At 39.7% G+C, this 14,800-nt stretch carries 18 protein-coding genes; 13 read left to right on the plus strand and 5 right to left on the minus strand.

All coding sequences use genetic code 11. The features are described 5' to 3' along the window. Window positions 1-72 precede the first annotated feature (72 nt). From htpX to C3007_RS01930, 5 genes are all read left to right on the plus strand, one after another. Window positions 73-939 (plus strand): protease HtpX, encoded by an 867-nt coding sequence (htpX, locus tag C3007_RS01910; RefSeq protein WP_103852826.1) that lies wholly within the window; start codon window positions 73-75, stop codon window positions 937-939. 204 nt (window positions 940-1,143) lie between these two features. After that, a complete protein-coding gene (locus C3007_RS01915) occupies window positions 1,144-1,680 on the plus strand; it encodes an elongation factor P hydroxylase (protein ID WP_103852827.1) in 537 nt (178 codons plus the stop codon). Window positions 1,681-1,771: 91 nt separating this feature from the next. After that, window positions 1,772-2,689 carry an ABC transporter ATP-binding protein gene (locus tag C3007_RS01920; RefSeq protein WP_103852828.1) on the plus strand — a complete coding sequence of 306 codons (918 nt, stop codon included), beginning with the start codon at window positions 1,772-1,774 and terminating at the stop codon, window positions 2,687-2,689. After that, entirely contained in the window at window positions 2,689-3,456 is a 768-nt protein-coding gene (locus C3007_RS01925) for an ABC transporter permease (RefSeq protein ID WP_172459839.1), read from the plus strand. The genes C3007_RS01920 and C3007_RS01925 overlap by 1 nt, the downstream gene beginning before the upstream one ends. A gap of 11 nt (window positions 3,457-3,467) precedes the next feature. After that, window positions 3,468-4,316: a glycosyltransferase family 2 protein gene (locus C3007_RS01930; RefSeq protein ID WP_103852830.1), complete on the plus strand. Its 849-nt coding sequence runs from the start codon at window positions 3,468-3,470 to the stop codon at window positions 4,314-4,316. Window positions 4,317-4,336: 20 nt separating this feature from the next. On the opposite strand, the gene ppnN is transcribed toward C3007_RS01930, so the two are convergent. The 3 genes from ppnN to C3007_RS01945 are packed head-to-tail and all read right to left on the minus strand — an operon-like array spanning window position 4,337 to window position 7,341. Beyond that, window positions 4,337-5,707 (minus strand): nucleotide 5'-monophosphate nucleosidase PpnN, encoded by a 1,371-nt coding sequence (gene ppnN / locus C3007_RS01935; RefSeq protein WP_103852831.1) that lies wholly within the window; start codon window positions 5,705-5,707, stop codon window positions 4,337-4,339. A 9-nt stretch (window positions 5,708-5,716) separates the two neighbouring features. Beyond that, the gene (queF, locus tag C3007_RS01940) at window positions 5,717-6,556 is read right to left on the minus strand and encodes an NADPH-dependent 7-cyano-7-deazaguanine reductase QueF (RefSeq protein ID WP_103852832.1); all 840 of its coding nucleotides are present in this window, start codon (window positions 6,554-6,556) and stop codon (window positions 5,717-5,719) included. Window positions 6,557-6,564: 8 nt separating this feature from the next. Continuing rightward, window positions 6,565-7,341 carry a Zn-ribbon-containing protein gene (locus C3007_RS01945; RefSeq protein ID WP_103852833.1) on the minus strand — a complete coding sequence of 259 codons (777 nt, stop codon included), beginning with the start codon at window positions 7,339-7,341 and terminating at the stop codon, window positions 6,565-6,567. Between the two features lie 140 nt (window positions 7,342-7,481). Here C3007_RS01945 and C3007_RS01950 point away from each other — a divergent pair, with 140 nt between their 5' ends. The 8 genes from C3007_RS01950 to C3007_RS01985 all read left to right on the plus strand — a co-directional run bounded on the left by C3007_RS01950 (window position 7,482) and on the right by C3007_RS01985 (window position 12,365). After that, window positions 7,482-7,814: a YqcC family protein gene (locus C3007_RS01950; RefSeq protein WP_103852834.1), complete on the plus strand. Its 333-nt coding sequence runs from the start codon at window positions 7,482-7,484 to the stop codon at window positions 7,812-7,814. Next, window positions 7,801-8,529, plus strand: coding sequence for a tRNA pseudouridine(65) synthase TruC (gene truC / locus C3007_RS01955; protein WP_103852835.1), 729 nt, complete (start codon window positions 7,801-7,803; stop codon window positions 8,527-8,529). Before C3007_RS01950 ends, truC begins: the two co-directional genes overlap by 14 nt. Before the next feature lie 269 nt (window positions 8,530-8,798). Next, on the plus strand, window positions 8,799-9,227 hold the full coding sequence (gene rplM / locus C3007_RS01960; protein ID WP_017806616.1) for a 50S ribosomal protein L13: 429 nt from the start codon (window positions 8,799-8,801) through the stop codon (window positions 9,225-9,227). 16 nt (window positions 9,228-9,243) lie between these two features. Next, window positions 9,244-9,636 (plus strand): 30S ribosomal protein S9, encoded by a 393-nt coding sequence (gene rpsI, locus C3007_RS01965; RefSeq protein ID WP_017806615.1) that lies wholly within the window; start codon window positions 9,244-9,246, stop codon window positions 9,634-9,636. Window positions 9,637-9,863: 227 nt separating this feature from the next. Next, window positions 9,864-10,502 carry a stringent starvation protein SspA gene (gene sspA, locus C3007_RS01970; protein WP_103852836.1) on the plus strand — a complete coding sequence of 213 codons (639 nt, stop codon included), beginning with the start codon at window positions 9,864-9,866 and terminating at the stop codon, window positions 10,500-10,502. Window positions 10,503-10,514: 12 nt separating this feature from the next. After that, window positions 10,515-10,976: a ClpXP protease specificity-enhancing factor gene (locus C3007_RS01975; protein ID WP_103852837.1), complete on the plus strand. Its 462-nt coding sequence runs from the start codon at window positions 10,515-10,517 to the stop codon at window positions 10,974-10,976. 694 nt (window positions 10,977-11,670) lie between these two features. Continuing rightward, complete coding sequence (locus C3007_RS01980; protein WP_103852838.1) at window positions 11,671-11,943, plus strand: hypothetical protein; 273 nt, start codon at window positions 11,671-11,673, stop codon at window positions 11,941-11,943. Continuing rightward, on the plus strand, window positions 11,940-12,365 hold the full coding sequence (locus C3007_RS01985) for a DUF4760 domain-containing protein (protein ID WP_103852839.1): 426 nt from the start codon (window positions 11,940-11,942) through the stop codon (window positions 12,363-12,365). Before C3007_RS01980 ends, C3007_RS01985 begins: the two co-directional genes overlap by 4 nt. Before the next feature lie 136 nt (window positions 12,366-12,501). Here the strand turns inward: C3007_RS01985 and sbcB are convergent, their stop codons facing one another. Next, window positions 12,502-13,923 (minus strand): exodeoxyribonuclease I, encoded by a 1,422-nt coding sequence (gene sbcB, locus C3007_RS01990; RefSeq protein WP_103852840.1) that lies wholly within the window; start codon window positions 13,921-13,923, stop codon window positions 12,502-12,504. Between the two features lie 4 nt (window positions 13,924-13,927). Then, window positions 13,928-14,800: a DMT family transporter gene (locus tag C3007_RS01995; RefSeq protein WP_103852841.1), complete on the minus strand. Its 873-nt coding sequence runs from the start codon at window positions 14,798-14,800 to the stop codon at window positions 13,928-13,930.

Below are 14,800 nucleotides of genomic sequence, written 5' to 3' on the forward strand. Positions count from 1 at the left end.
TATAATTATATTGGTTATTCCTTTAATTATTTATTGGATAATCAACCACATACTCACAGCGAGGAACGTTTTATGATGCGAATTTTATTATTTTTAGCCACGAATATGGCGGTGCTAATTGTCTTTAATATTATTTTGAGCCTAACAGGAATCCGCGCACAAGATGCTAGTGGATTGCTCATTATGGCGGCACTGTTCGGTTTTAGTGGCTCGTTGATTTCCTTATTTTTATCCAAAACAATGGCGTTAAAATCGGTCAATGGGCAAGTGATCGAACAGCCGCGCACAGAGCAAGAGCGCTGGTTATTAAACACTGTGGCTACGCAAGCGCGTGAAGCTAATATTCCAATGCCAACGGTGGCGATTTATCATTCTGCGGACGTCAATGCCTTCGCCACTGGCGCAAGTAAAAGCAATTCTTTGGTTGCCGTGAGTACAGGGTTGCTCAACGCAATGACAAAAGATGAAGCCGAAGCGGTGCTAGCGCACGAAATTAGCCATATCCAAAATGGCGATATGGTTACAATGACGTTGCTACAAGGCGTGTTAAATACTTTCGTGATTTTTATTTCTCGTCTTATCGCCAACGTGGTGGCGAGCAATCGCAACGACAACGGCGAAAGCAGCAGCGGAATTTATTTCTTAGTTTCAATGGTGCTAGAAGTGGTGTTCGGTTTCTTGGCGAGTATGATCGCAATGTGGTTCTCACGTTATCGTGAATATCGTGCGGACGCAGGTTCAGCCCATTTAGTCGGCAAACAAAAAATGATCGCCGCATTACGCCGCTTACAACAACTTCACGAACCACAACAAATGGAAGGGCAATTTGCGGCTTTCGGTATTAACGGCAGAACAGGCGGTTTAGCCTCTTTATTTTTAAGCCACCCGCCGTTGGAAAAGCGTATTGAAGCGTTGCAACAAAGTGATAGCTTGAAATAAATGCTTTTTCGGGCAGACACATAGGTCTGTGCCTACGAAAATTTATTTAATTACAATCAGTTATCATTATATTCGAGTGTAGGGGCGGACCTGTGTGTCCGCCCTTTAAAATAATTAATGTAGCTCAGCGATCATCAATGTTAAAATAAAGCGTTTTCAAATTTTCAGGCACAGATTTTGTGCCTTATTATTTTTGGAGTCGTGATGGAACATCGTTTAGAAGATATTATCGCCATTTTTAATCAGTGCTTTGAACAAGAATACAATACCAAATTAGTAAAAGGCGGTGATGAACCGCTTTATGTACCAGCGAATGAAGATTGCCCTTATAATGCCATTTATTTTGCACGCGGGTTTTATAGCAGTGCCTTGCACGAGATTTCGCATTGGCTGATCGCTGGCAAAGAACGGCGTAAATTAGAAGATTTTGGTTATTGGTATGAGCCTGACGGGCGTTCTGAGCAACGTCAGCGAGAATTTGAGCAAGTGGAAATAAAGCCACAGGCATTAGAATGGATTTTAGCCACCGCCGCAGGGTTTCGTTATTTTGCCAGCAGTGATAATTTGAACGGTGAAACAGGGGATACTCAGCCCTTTAAGCAAGCGGTTTATCAGCAGGTGAAAGCCTATGCGGAGAACGGGTTGCCAAAGCGAGCGGAAACCTTGCGTAAAGCGTTAGCAAAATTTTATGACACGCCAGATCGTATCGATTTAGCTTTATTTGACGTGAGTAAAATTTAAGTCAAAAATCAGCGAAATTTGCACCGCACTTTGTTTATTTATGTTCTAAAAAGTGCGGTGTAAAATTTTAATAAATTTAACGGAACATTGAATGTTAGCATTAGAAATCAAAGGATTAACCAAAGAATATAAAAACGGGGTCAAAGCCTTGCACGGCATTGATCTGAGTGTTGAAGCAGGGGATTTTTATGCGCTGCTTGGACATAATGGCGCGGGAAAATCCACCACCATTGGGATTATTTGTTCTTTAGTGAATAAAACATCAGGCGATGTGAAAGTGTTTGGTGCGGATTTGGATAGCAATCCAAGCCAGCTAAAACAGTATATCGGTTTAGTGCCGCAAGAGTTTAACTTTAACCAATTTGAACGCGTGATTGATATTCTCACCAATCAAGCGGGTTATTATGGTATTCCACGCAAAGAGGCTTTAGTGCGCGCGGAAGTGTGGCTGAAAAAGCTGGATTTGTGGGATAAACGCCATCAGCAATCACGCCAACTTTCAGGGGGAATGAAACGCCGTTTAATGATTGCGCGCGCCTTAATGCATCACCCTAAATTGCTCATTCTCGATGAACCTACAGCGGGCGTGGACATTGAATTACGCCGTACGATGTGGGAATTTTTACGCGAACTCAATGAGCAAGGCACAACCATTATTCTCACCACCCATTATTTAGAAGAAGCGGAAATGCTTTGCCGTCATATCGGCATTATTCAGCAAGGGCGTTTGGTGGTAAATATGCCGATGAAAGCCTTATTGGCGAAGCTAGAAACAGAAACCTTTATTTTTGATTTAGCACCACAAGCGGTTAAGCCTGAAATAATGGGTTACAACGTCACTTGGCTAGATAACAATACGCTTGAAGTGGAAGTGAAAAGAGAGCAGGGTTTAAATCAGCTATTTTCACAACTGACGCAACAAGGCGTGCAAGTGTTGAGTATGCGTAATAAAGCCAACCGTTTAGAAGAATTATTTGTTTCAATGGCATTGAATAAAGGAGTGCAATAATGAGTTTAGCTTGGGTTGCCTTTCAAACTATTTTTGTGAAAGAAGTACGTCGTTTTACCCGAATTTGGGTGCAAACCCTTGTGCCGCCGGTGATCACGATGACCTTATATTTTGTGATTTTTGGCCAGCTGATTGGCAATCGTATTGGTGAAATGCACGGTTTTAGTTATATGCAATTTATCGTGCCGGGGCTGATTATGATGTCTGCCTTAACTCATTCTTTCGCCAATGTAGCGTCATCTTTTTACAGCACTAAATTCGCTCGCAATGTGGAAGAGTTGCTGATTTCCCCCACCTCACCGCATATTATAATTTTCGGCTATATGGCAGGCGGAATGGCGCGTGGCTTAAGTGTCGGGATTTTGGTTACCTTGGTTTCGCTATTTTTCGTGCCGTTGCACATTTATTCGTGGGGCGTATTGGTAGCGACCTTATTGCTCACTACCGCTAGCTTCGCCTTAGGAGGGTTAATCAACGGAGTCTTTGCACGCTCTTTTGACGACATCAGCATTATCCCCACGTTTGTATTGACCCCTTTAACTTATCTCGGCGGCGTGTTTTATTCCATTTCCTTGCTCCCGCCATTTTGGCAAGCGGTATCAAAATTTAACCCTATTGTGTATATGATCAGTGGCTTCCGCTATGGTTTTTTAGGCATTGAAGATGTCAGCCTTGTTTACACCTTCAGCGTTTTAGGCATTTTTATCACCGCACTTTATGGCATCGCCTATTATTTGATTAGCCGTGGGGTTGGGTTAAGGAGTTAAAGGTTTTTAATATGTACGGTGAAAATGATACAAAAACCATCAATCAAACTAGTTTAACATTAGATGTGATTATTCCTTGCTACAATGCACAAAAAACCTTAATTCGTGCAGTCAAAAGTGTTTTGCAACATCAATGTGTGCAATATGTCTGGTTGATTGATGATGGATCAATAGATAACACTTGGGATCAAATGCAACGCCTTGCACAATCTGATAAGCGTATTCGTATTGAAAAAATGCCGCATAACTGTGGTGTTGCTAAAGCAAGAAATTGGGGAGCTTTACAAAGTGAAGCGGATTTGATCGCCTTTCTTGATGCAGATGATGCCTATCAAGCTGGTGCATTGGAAAATGTCCCTTTTATCTTTTCTCAACTTGCTCAATTGGGGGGGATTTGCTTACCACTTTATCCCGTAGATTTTCCGCAACAATATTTAGATCACCCTGGATTTTCTGAGGCTTGGTATCGTTTATACTTGATTGTAGCAAGTAATAAAGTGTTCAGAAGACGATTGTTTTTAGCTTGCGGTGGTTATCCGCAAGATATGTTATTCCAAAAATTTGGCGGTGAAGACGCTGCATTGATGGCAATACTGGCAGATTGTTGTCAAATTGGGACATTGTTTGAGGACAATTTGCCCGGGGCGTTACATTATTATCATTCAGGTATGTACGCAGAACGTTTATTAATGAGCCAACTCGAAAGCAAATGTGATGAACAGATTGCCACATATTTACCACTTGCAGAACAACTTAATCAGAAAGTGCGGTTGGAATTACAGCAAATTTTTTCATTATTTACTCAACCAAAAAAGGGGATTTGCCCCCTTATTCTGACATTTCAAACTGAGAAAATATAGTGCAACCTTTTTCATTCTTGTTATGAATAGGAAATAATTTCATAACAAGGCTCGTAAGCCTCGCCGTCTGGTAGTTTCATTCGGTGTTGGGTGATGAAATCTTGCAGCACGTTGTCCACTTTTTCCATTAAATCTTTATCCCCTTTGAGCTGGAATTTGCCTAGCTCAGCGATGCGATCTTGTGTATCTGGTTTAATGTTACCCGCTACAATGCCAGAAAATACACAGCGAAGATTAGCGGCAAGGCTCACTTTGCTTTGGTTCATATGCAAATCTAAATTTGCCATATTTTCGTGGGTTGGGATAAATGGCTGTTGGAATTCAGGATCAATTTTCAACGACCAATTAAAGCCATAAGAATCATTATTTTCATAGCGTAAATGACGGATTTCTTCTATTGAAGATTTCATATGACGCGCTACTGCCACAGGATCATCGATGATGATTTTATACAAGGATTGCGCTTCTTTCCCTAAGGTTTCGCCAATAAAGCGATCAATCGTAGCAAAATAATCCGCACTTTCTTTTGGCCCAGTTAAAATGAGTGGGATAGCTTGCGCTTGATTTTCTGGGTTGAGCTTAATTCCAAGGATATACAGTAATTCCTCAAATGTCCCAGGACCACCAGGGAAGATAATAATCCCGTGCCCCATACGCACAAAGGCTTCAAGGCGTTTTTCAATGTCAGGCATAATGATCAGCTCATTAACAATTGGGTTAGGTGGCTCAGAAGCAATGATTGAAGGCTCGGTGATGCCTATAAAACGGCTGTTTTTATAGCGTTGGTTGGAATGGCCAATCGCCGCGCCTTTCATCGGCGCTTCCATCACCCCTGGCCCGCAGCCTGTGATGATATTTAATTCACGATGACCTAATTCTAACCCCACCGCACGACAATATTGGTATTCAATTTGATTGATGGAATGACCGCCCCAGCACACCACCAAATTCGGCAATTCGCCCACGATTAAGGCTTTGGCATTACGCAAAATGGAAAACACTTGGTTGGTGATATGCACGCTATCTTGAATATCGCAAGGATTAATCCGTTGGCTTAGCACATTGACGAATACAATATCACGCAAGACGGCAAAAAGGTGATATTGAATATTGCGGATAATATGTTGATCCACAAAGGCACTTTCTGGCGGATTGTGCAACTCGAGGGTGATACCACGTTCTGTCGCCACCAGTTCAATATCAAAATCTGGATATTGATTTAATAGCTTGCGGCTGTCATCGGTAACCGCACCAGAATTTAGCACCGCAAGCGAGCAGTTGCGATACAGCTGATATAGCTCGCTTTTGGCTTGCTTGGTGAGCAATTCCACTTCAAGATGCGAGAGCTGTTCCATACTCCCACGGGGATTCACATAATGAATATTTGCCATTGCGACCTCCTATTGTCTGGCTAAGCGTGCATTGTGCGGCACGGTTTCAAAGTTCGAGCGGAACGGATTAATATCCAACCCACCGCGGCGTGTGTAACGGGCGTAAACGGTGAGCTTTTCTGGCTGAGCAAAACGCATTAGATCACAATAAATTCGCTCAACGCATTGTTCGTGAAATTCGTTATGCTGACGGAAAGAAACCAAATAGCGCAATAATTTCTCGCGATCAATCCGTTTCCCCACATAATGAATTTGTAACGATCCCCAGTCTGGTTGCTGAGTGATTAAACAATTTGATTTAAGCAAATGGCTCACCAAATGTTCTTCCACCTGCTCTGCGTGCGTGCAATGTTCTAAATAATTGGGATTGAATTGATAATTTTGGATTTCAATGTCCTGATCATCAATACAATCTCCTTGCAAGCTGTCAATGAAAGTGCGGTGGTAATTTTGCAAAGAATTTAACCGCACTTTGACTTGCCCTTTAGCGCAATCTGCCAGATCTTGCTGCAAGATCTGTTGCACCTGCTCGAAACTGTCAAAATGGCTTTGATTAAAGCTGTTGAGATAAAGTTTAAAACTTTTAGATTCAATTAAATTTTCACTGCGGAAATCAATTTCCACGTCCGCAATCGCTACTTGCGGCACACCTTTGGGATTAAGCCAAGAGATTTCATAAGCCGTCCAAATATCTGCACCAAAAGTAAAAGGCTGATTTTCCACAACCCCAAGCTGCGTACGGTTTAATTGGCGCGGCACGGCTTGCAGTAAAGTGCGGTCGTAATGTTGTGCATATTTTGTTTCTTGCCCTAATTTTAAGGCGTGTAAACTTTCGTGGTTGTAATCCATATTTTTCCTTATTGCCAGTGCCAAGAAAGGTTGGATACCAATCGGCACTGATCACATTTAAAATCAAACAGATCAAAGAGCGGTGTTTTTAATGCCCAATTTTTATGACAGCTTGGGCAGCGGCGTTGTTGTTCTGCGGTCAAACTTTCGCCACCAATGCGGTATAAATAATAGTAGGTTGGAATGCCGGTGTGTTGCTCAATTTCTTGGCATAAGGCATAACCGTGTTTGGATAAATTGCTGTGCAGATCAGAAATTTCAGCAAGGGCTTGGCTTTCTAGAGCCGTGCCGTTCATTTGTAACTGATCGCAAGCCTGCCAATTTTCTTGCCATTTGATGAGGTCTAAACTCAAGTGCGGTGCATTTTTGAAAAATTTATACAGTGGAATAGGCAAGTTATCATCGCCACTGTGCAACGGTGAGCAAGATTGTAAATAGGTGGTGTAAAGCACCTGCCAGCTTGGACGCTCGCCTTGATAGGTGAAATCAGAATTTAAGTCATCGGCAATCACTTGAAAACTATCAAAATATATCCCCGCACTTTGTGCCTTATCTAAGGCATTTTGCACCGCTGAATTATTAAATTCAGGCAACAGGCTTTGCTGTTCAGGGCAAACCACACGCACGGCAATGCCTTGCTGGTGTTCTAATTCAGCGTGAAAAAGGGGAATTTCTCGCCCAAGAATTTGCCCGTTATAACGCCATTGTTCAATCACTTGATTAATCAATGGGTAAGCCGCATTGTTGGGTTCGGTAAGGGTAAAAAAAGCTTCAATTAAATACATTCTCTGCCTTAATTTATAGGAAAGCGAGTGCGTTTTTTCGTACTTAGCTTTGTGGTATCATAACGCCTTTATTTCTGCACTAAAGGTGAACGCCACATTTTAGGCAGAATAAGATGAGAAAGCAAATTAAGGAAATCACAATGCGTGAACAAACAAAATATCAGTTACAGCAGTTACAAAAAGCAATGGAAGAATTAGCCCTTTGGCAAGCCGTTGCGCCTGAAGCGGCGGCATTTGACAGCGTCGAGCCGTTTTGTATCGACACAATGAATGCGCACGAATGGTTGCAATGGGTGTTTATTCCGAGAATGTATGCCATTATTAAAAGCAACGAACCATTACCACATAAAATGGCGATTGTGCCTTATATTGAAGAAGCCTTAAAAGAAAAGGATATTGTGGAAGTGCAACGCTTAATTGAGCCGTTGAAAGCCATCGAAGAAATTTGCAACGCTCAAAATGACCGCGCTTAATATTCTTTACCAAGATGAATATTTGGTTGCGGTGAACAAGCCAGCGGGAATGTTGGTACATCGTAGCTGGCTTGATCGCCACGAAACCCAATTTGTGATGCAAACTTTGCGCGATCAAATTGGGCAGCACGTTTTTCCTATTCATCGTTTAGATCGCCCGACATCTGGCGTGTTGCTGTTTGCTTTGAATGGGGAAATTGCCAAATTGCTGTGTGAACAATTTGAACAAAAGCAGGTGGAAAAAAGCTATTTGGCGGTGGTGCGTGGTTATTTGAAAGATCAGGGTAGGATTGATTATCCGCTGAAAGTTCAATTAGATAAAATCGCCGATAAATTTGCTCAGCAAGATAAAGCACCGCAAGACGCAATCACAGATTATGAAGGCTTAAAAACAGTGGAAATGCCTTATGGGGTAGGGCGTTATCAAACTAGCCGCTATTCTTTGGTTAGGCTCACTCCACAAACGGGCAGAAAACATCAGTTACGTCGTCACTTAAAGCATATTTTTCACCCTATCTTAGGGGATACGCAATATGGCGATTTACATCAAAACCGAGCCTTAACTGAACATACTGGCGTGCAACGGTTAATGTTACACGCAGAAACGCTCGCGTTTAACCACCCCATAACAAAAAATCGGTTAAAAATCACCGCACCTTTAGATGAACAATGGCAACGCTTGTTCGATGCTTTTTCTTGGAATGAGATGGCGTAAACGTTCAAACGTAAACGTTCAAAAATAAAAAATGAAACATCAAATGCGCAAAAATACTAGAAATTTCCTAGGAATTTCAAAGTGCGGTGCTTTTTTCATTTGTTTTTTTGTTAAAGCTCTTGTATAATCGCCCGACCCTGTGAATGTGTCGGCTTTCCCACCGCACATTATTTTATCGAGATCACACTCGAAGGGGTGAAGATTGAGATTCATGGTTGTGTTCAAATTTGAACACTGGGTATTAATATTATTTTATTGGTAATTAATTAATGAAAACTTTTGTAGCAAAACCAGAAACGGTTAAACGCGACTGGTATGTAGTAGATGCGACAGGTAAAACTTTAGGTCGTTTAGCGACTGAATTAGCACGTCGCCTTCGTGGTAAACATAAAGCTGAATATACTCCACACGTTGATACAGGTGATTACATCATCGTTATCAATGCGGACAAAGTTGCCGTAACTGGTAAAAAAGAAAGCGATAAAATTTACTACTGGCACACTGGCTATGTAGGTGGTATCAAACAAGCGACATTTAAAGAAATGATTGCTCGCCGTCCAGAAGCTGTGATTGAAATTGCGGTTAAAGGTATGTTGCCAAAAGGCCCATTAGGTCGCGCAATGTATCGTAAATTGAAAGTGTACGCTGGTCCTAACCACGAACACGCAGCACAACAACCACAAGTTTTAGATATTTAATCACGAGGTGAGAAAAATGGCAGAGAATCAAAACTACGGCACAGGTCGCCGCAAAAGCTCTTCAGCTCGTGTATTTATCAAACCGGGCAGTGGTAAAATCACTATTAACCAACGCGAATTAGACGTTTATTTCGGTCGCGAAACTTCTCGTATGATCGTACGTCAGCCATTAGAGTTGGTTGAATTAACTGATAAATTAGACCTATACATCACAGTTAAAGGTGGTGGTATTTCTGGTCAAGCGGGTGCAATCCGTCACGGTATCACTCGTGCATTAATTGAATATGATGAAACATTACGTCCAGCATTACGTGCAGCAGGCTTTGTTACTCGTGATGCTCGTCGCGTTGAACGTAAAAAAGTGGGTTTACACAAAGCACGTCGTCGCCCACAATACTCAAAACGTTAATCGTTTCTTATTCAAATACAGTTCAAATGGCAAGTTTTTACTTGCCATTTTTCTTTTCTAATTTTCTAAATTTCTCAAATCAATTCTTTTGAAGCAAAATTCAATTTATAATCAACAATATAGCGCTCCATACGACAAATTTACTTAGCTATTTCCCTATAAATTATGGTAAAATATTCGCCTTTAATTTTAATTGATTGACAAGTAACAGGTTAGCGGAGGAATAAATGAGTAGTGCAGCAAATAAACGTTCAATAATGACCCTTTTTTCTAAAAAAGATGATATTTATTGCCATCAAGTCCGTATTGTTTTGGCGGAAAAAGGCGTGCCTTATGAAATGGAAGAAATTGAGCCAGGTTCTGTCTCAGAAGATTTAATGGAGTTAAACCCTTATGGCACATTGCCAACCTTGGTAGATCGTGATTTAGTGCTATTTAATTCTCGTATTATTATGGAATATCTTGATGAGCGATTTCCACACCCGCCATTAATGCCTGTTTATCCTGTATCGCGCGGTAAAAGCCGTTTATTAATGCTAAGAATTGAGCAGGATTGGTATTCTTTATTAAATCAAATTGAGCAAGGTGATGACGCTGAAAAAGAGCAGGCTGCCAAACAATTAAAAGAAGAATTATTAGCCATTGCGCCAATTTTCAACCAAACTCCTTATTTTATGAGCGAAGAGTTTAGCTTGGTAGATTGCTATATTGCGCCGTTATTATGGCGTATGCAGAAATTAGGGATTCAATTTACAGGTGCAGGAAGCAAAGCAATTAAAAATTATATGGAACGCGTGTATCAAAGAGATTCTTTCAAGCAATCCGTAGGCGAAGCTGCCCCTAAAAACCTAATGGATGATAAATAAAAGAGAGTAGTTATGGAACGTAAATTCTCACCGAAACGCCCTTATGTTTTAAGAGCTTATTATGATTGGCTAATAGACAATGATTGCACGCCGTACTTGGCTGTTGATGCCACTTATGCTGGCGTAAAAGTACCTGTTGAATATGTGAAAGATGGGCAGATTGTGCTGAATATTTCAATGAATGCAACAGGAAACTTGCAATTAACCAATGATTTCGTTCAATTTAATGCACGTTTTCAAGGTGTACCGCAAGAAATCTTTATCCCTATGGGCGCATTGATTGCACTTTATGCAAGAGAAAGCGGCGATGGCATTATGTTTGAACCAGAAGAGTTCGAAGATGATCTTGCCATTCAGCAAGATGAAATTAAAGATGAACAGCCGTTAAGCTTTGTTGAGGCCGTAGATAAACCTGAAACAACCGAAAAACCATCGAGTAAGAAATCTTCTCCAAAATTACGTTTTGTTGATTAATTCTTTGCTGTACTTAATTCCTTTTAAGCGCCAGTGCTAAACAAATAGTACAGGCGCTTTTTTATATATTCCTTTATTCAAACAAAATCCTTATTTTTCTCATCTTTATCAATTTTTGCGAGTTATTTTTGTAACGTTGTAACAAATTGGCAGACAGACTTTTCCTATATTTTTTAATACTCAAATCTTAAAGATTTCTTAAATCTCACTAATATTTATTTTGTATCCATTGTGAAAACCAATCTAAATGATCTCATCATCATAAATCCATTCAAAAGATATTCCACATAAACAATAACCAAAGAAAAGATTCCAAGGTGCAACATTAAAAAACGCTATAAAGATATGCTGTAGGATATGACAAAAAAGAGCGGTACAAAAGTTACTTTTATATCTTTCTTATTTAACATAATATAGATTATACGAAATCAGTTATCAGGTTAGCAAAAACTACGGATCAACAAAATCACAGACTTACACACAGATCACTTTTACTAGTTAAACAAGGTAAGATTAAGGACGTTTGCAGCACTGTAACGCCTGGATTTTGGAAGTTACGCACTGTTAATGATGAAATGTAAAGAAAAGTTAAAGATGAACGGGCTTTATTTATGCCTTGACACACTATAATTTTTTTAGTTAAATCCTATCTATACTTAGCAAACTATTTAACGTAAAAGGGTAAAGGTTAACTATGAGTTTTATACAAAAATTTAGAAGTCAAAATTATTATTATGAAATAATAGAGAAGGCTCAAAACGAAAGAGAAACTGATGAGGCGATAGAAAAAATAGATTCTCTACTATCATCAAAAACAGAGGAAGAACAAAAACAAATATGGGAACATTTATATAACCAATATAAACAGATTTCATGCTTTGAAAGTTTAGATAATCAACATTTCTATAAGTTAATGTCTTATAAAAAACAACAACTAGTAAATAAATTGCAAGGTAAAAAGCAATGATTGTTTCTATTTGCAATTCCTTTATTTCTATAATTGCAGTAATTGTTTCTATTTGCAGTTACAAGAAATCAACAGAGCATCAAAAAAAATCTAATGATCTTAGTGCTCTAAATGTAGTAACTCAGCTACAAATTGAGATATCAAAGAAGCAGTTATCTTTAATTGATCAAGAAATAAGGACTAAAGAAGATAAACTAAAACTTAAAGCTAAGATAGAAGACTTACTTAACTTATTTGAATTATTATCAATTTATATCCTAAAGTCAGATCTTGATAAAAATTTGATGAAAGTTATATATAAAGACGTAATAACTCAAACAGTCGAAGAAAATAAAGAGTATTTTGGAACAACAACAAAATATCGTAACTTAGAAAAATTATATAAAGAATGGACTAAAGAACGAGAAATTACTCTACCTTGAATATTAGCATAATTCAAAAAATATTATTCAATAATAACTTTACGCAAAAAATAAAAAAATCGAGCAATCAGATTACTCGATTTTTTATTCTACGCAATTTAGCAAAATTTGATCAGATTGTTACAGCATCACAAATCTAACCCAATAATTTCACCCCATATTCATAAACCTGCTGCAATAAGGCTAATTTTTCAGGATTGTTTTGATGTTCTTCCGCCAAGGTTTGTAATTCTTGCTCAAATTGCACTGCACTTTGTTCTAGTTTTCTGCGGCGGTATTTATCCCAACGTAACTGCTCTGCTCGGGTTAAAGTCTTGTAGAAATGGCGCGCGCGATAATGGAATAACAACGCATCAACACGTTTATCTTGGAAGGTTAAATTATGTTCGGCCAATTTTTCAGGAGCTAAATCGCGTAAAATGGCCATATTATTTTTATCATTTGGACTGAAAAATCCACTATACAATTCAGTTTCCACATTATCGCTTGGCTCAAAGACGCGTTCATCAGTGAAAATCTGTAATACTTTTTCACGAATGTTGAGATCGGCACGCAATTTAGCAAGGTTTGCTAAGCAACGCTGGCGGTCAATGCCTAGGCGTTGTGCATTTTCTGGTAACAAGGTTTTGGCGGGGGCTAAGATTGGACATTTGTTGATATGCACTAATTTTAATGGAACAGGCAAAATGCCTTGTTCTTCCAATTCCGCTTTTTTGGTATATAAATTTTGGCGTAATTCTTCCGCACTTTTATTGAGTAGATCATCAATATTGCTATCTAAATCACACACAATAACAGCATTTTTATTGGTTGGGTGCCAGGCTAAAGGGGCAATCCAAGTAGTGTTACCGCGATAATTCCCCAACATTCCTGAAACGTGCACCAATGGCGTCATTTCTGCGGTGTTAATCATTGCTTCAAGGGATTTTTTATCGCGATGCTCAAAGAAAAACTGGAATAATCTTGGTTGTTTTTCCTTGATTAATTTCGCCATTTCAATGGTTGCATACACATCAGCCATTGCATCGTGGGCATTGCTATGCTCTATTCCATTGGCTTTGGTTAAATTTTCTAAGCGGAAAGATGGCATTCCGTCATCATCATAAACCCAGTTTATGCCATCAGGCCGCAAAGCATAACAGGCACGCACTAAATCCAGTAAATCCCAGCGAGAATTGCCATTTTTCCAGCTATATTCGTAAGGATCGATAAAATTCCGATAAAAGGTATAACGGGTCATTTCATCATCATAACGGATATTATTAAAGCCCATTACACAAGTGTTTGGTTGAGAGAACTCTTGCAAAATCCGCGCAGCAAATTCAGGTTCAGGCAAACCTTGTTCATTGCATTGCTGTGGCGTGATGCCAGTTACCATCACTGCCGTTGGCGAGGGCAAGTAATCATTGGTTTGTTTGCAATAGAACATCACAGGCTCACCAATAATATTAAAATCCTTGTCTGTACGAATCCCGGCGAATTGCGCAGGACGATCGGTGGCAGGATTTACCCCAAAACTTTCGTAATCGTAAACAAAAAAACTGAAATTATCTTGCATTATCTTACCTTGTCAAAAAAGGTTCTAAATAAAATAGGCTAAGAATAGCAGAAATACCAAGCACCACGCCTACCCCATTAATTTTGCTTATTTTTTCTTTGAATACTATTGCACCCACAAGTGTGCCGAGACAAATTACGCCAATATTCATTCCCGCAAAAACAAGGGTTGGATTTTGGCTGAAACTTTGATGAGCGCGAATATAAAATAGAATATTCATAAAATTTAGCCCACCGAGTACAATGCCAGCTAACAAACTCGCCCCATTCCACTGGGTTCGTTTAATCAATAAATACATAAACATCACGCACATTGCTAAGGCAAAGGCAATAAACAAGGTGGTTGGAAAGGCGCTGCCCATTTTGGCGGTCTGCTTGAATAAAATATCAATCACGCCATAACCAAACCATACAGCGAGCAAACTCAATCCACCTTTAACTGAAAGCCCTTGCTCGCGCGGTTTATTAATTAAACAAAATAGCGCTGAAAACGCCAAGATTAAGCTGATAATACGCGATTGACTGAGCTGTTCGCCAAATAATACAAACGCCGCCAAAATAGGCAAAAATAACGATAAACGCTGCGCTGCATCAGAACGCACTATACCTGCAAATTCAACGGCTTTTGACATAATGATAAACACGCTAGGCAACAATAAGCCTAAACTCAGGAAAATCGCGCTATTTTCATTTTGTACGATAAAATCGGTAAAGCCCTGCCCTTGAAAGTTCGGCTGTAATAAAAAATAGCTGAGTAAAAGTGCGATAAGATAATTGAAGGCGATTGCTTGCTCGATCACGACGTTGAATCGGCGTGCGACTTTTAGCAGCACAGATACCGCAACGCTGCAAGCAATGGCGAGAAATAAATAGTGCAT

Source organism: Avibacterium gallinarum, from assembly GCF_002921135.1.
GTDB classification, from domain to species: domain Bacteria; phylum Pseudomonadota; class Gammaproteobacteria; order Enterobacterales; family Pasteurellaceae; genus Avibacterium; species Avibacterium gallinarum.

Excerpts from the sequence above, each read along its gene's own strand:
- htpX (WP_103852826.1), top strand. The coding sequence starts at position 73 with ATGATGCGAATTTTATTATTTTTAGCCACGAATATGGCGGTGCTAATT.
- C3007_RS01915 (WP_103852827.1), top strand. The coding sequence starts at position 1,144 with ATGGAACATCGTTTAGAAGATATTATCGCCATTTTTAATCAGTGCTTT.
- C3007_RS01920 (WP_103852828.1), top strand. The coding sequence starts at position 1,772 with ATGTTAGCATTAGAAATCAAAGGATTAACCAAAGAATATAAAAACGGG.
- C3007_RS01925 (WP_172459839.1), top strand. The coding sequence starts at position 2,689 with ATGAGTTTAGCTTGGGTTGCCTTTCAAACTATTTTTGTGAAAGAAGTA.
- C3007_RS01930 (WP_103852830.1), top strand. The coding sequence starts at position 3,468 with ATGTACGGTGAAAATGATACAAAAACCATCAATCAAACTAGTTTAACA.
- ppnN (WP_103852831.1), bottom strand. The coding sequence starts at position 5,707 with ATGGCAAATATTCATTATGTGAATCCCCGTGGGAGTATGGAACAGCTC.
- queF (WP_103852832.1), bottom strand. The coding sequence starts at position 6,556 with ATGGATTACAACCACGAAAGTTTACACGCCTTAAAATTAGGGCAAGAA.
- C3007_RS01945 (WP_103852833.1), bottom strand. The coding sequence starts at position 7,341 with ATGTATTTAATTGAAGCTTTTTTTACCCTTACCGAACCCAACAATGCG.
- C3007_RS01950 (WP_103852834.1), top strand. The coding sequence starts at position 7,482 with ATGCGTGAACAAACAAAATATCAGTTACAGCAGTTACAAAAAGCAATG.
- truC (WP_103852835.1), top strand. The coding sequence starts at position 7,801 with ATGACCGCGCTTAATATTCTTTACCAAGATGAATATTTGGTTGCGGTG.
- rplM (WP_017806616.1), top strand. The coding sequence starts at position 8,799 with ATGAAAACTTTTGTAGCAAAACCAGAAACGGTTAAACGCGACTGGTAT.
- rpsI (WP_017806615.1), top strand. The coding sequence starts at position 9,244 with ATGGCAGAGAATCAAAACTACGGCACAGGTCGCCGCAAAAGCTCTTCA.
- sspA (WP_103852836.1), top strand. The coding sequence starts at position 9,864 with ATGAGTAGTGCAGCAAATAAACGTTCAATAATGACCCTTTTTTCTAAA.
- C3007_RS01975 (WP_103852837.1), top strand. The coding sequence starts at position 10,515 with ATGGAACGTAAATTCTCACCGAAACGCCCTTATGTTTTAAGAGCTTAT.
- C3007_RS01980 (WP_103852838.1), top strand. The coding sequence starts at position 11,671 with ATGAGTTTTATACAAAAATTTAGAAGTCAAAATTATTATTATGAAATA.
- C3007_RS01985 (WP_103852839.1), top strand. The coding sequence starts at position 11,940 with ATGATTGTTTCTATTTGCAATTCCTTTATTTCTATAATTGCAGTAATT.
- sbcB (WP_103852840.1), bottom strand. The coding sequence starts at position 13,923 with ATGCAAGATAATTTCAGTTTTTTTGTTTACGATTACGAAAGTTTTGGG.
- C3007_RS01995 (WP_103852841.1), bottom strand. The coding sequence starts at position 14,800 with ATGCACTATTTATTTCTCGCCATTGCTTGCAGCGTTGCGGTATCTGTG.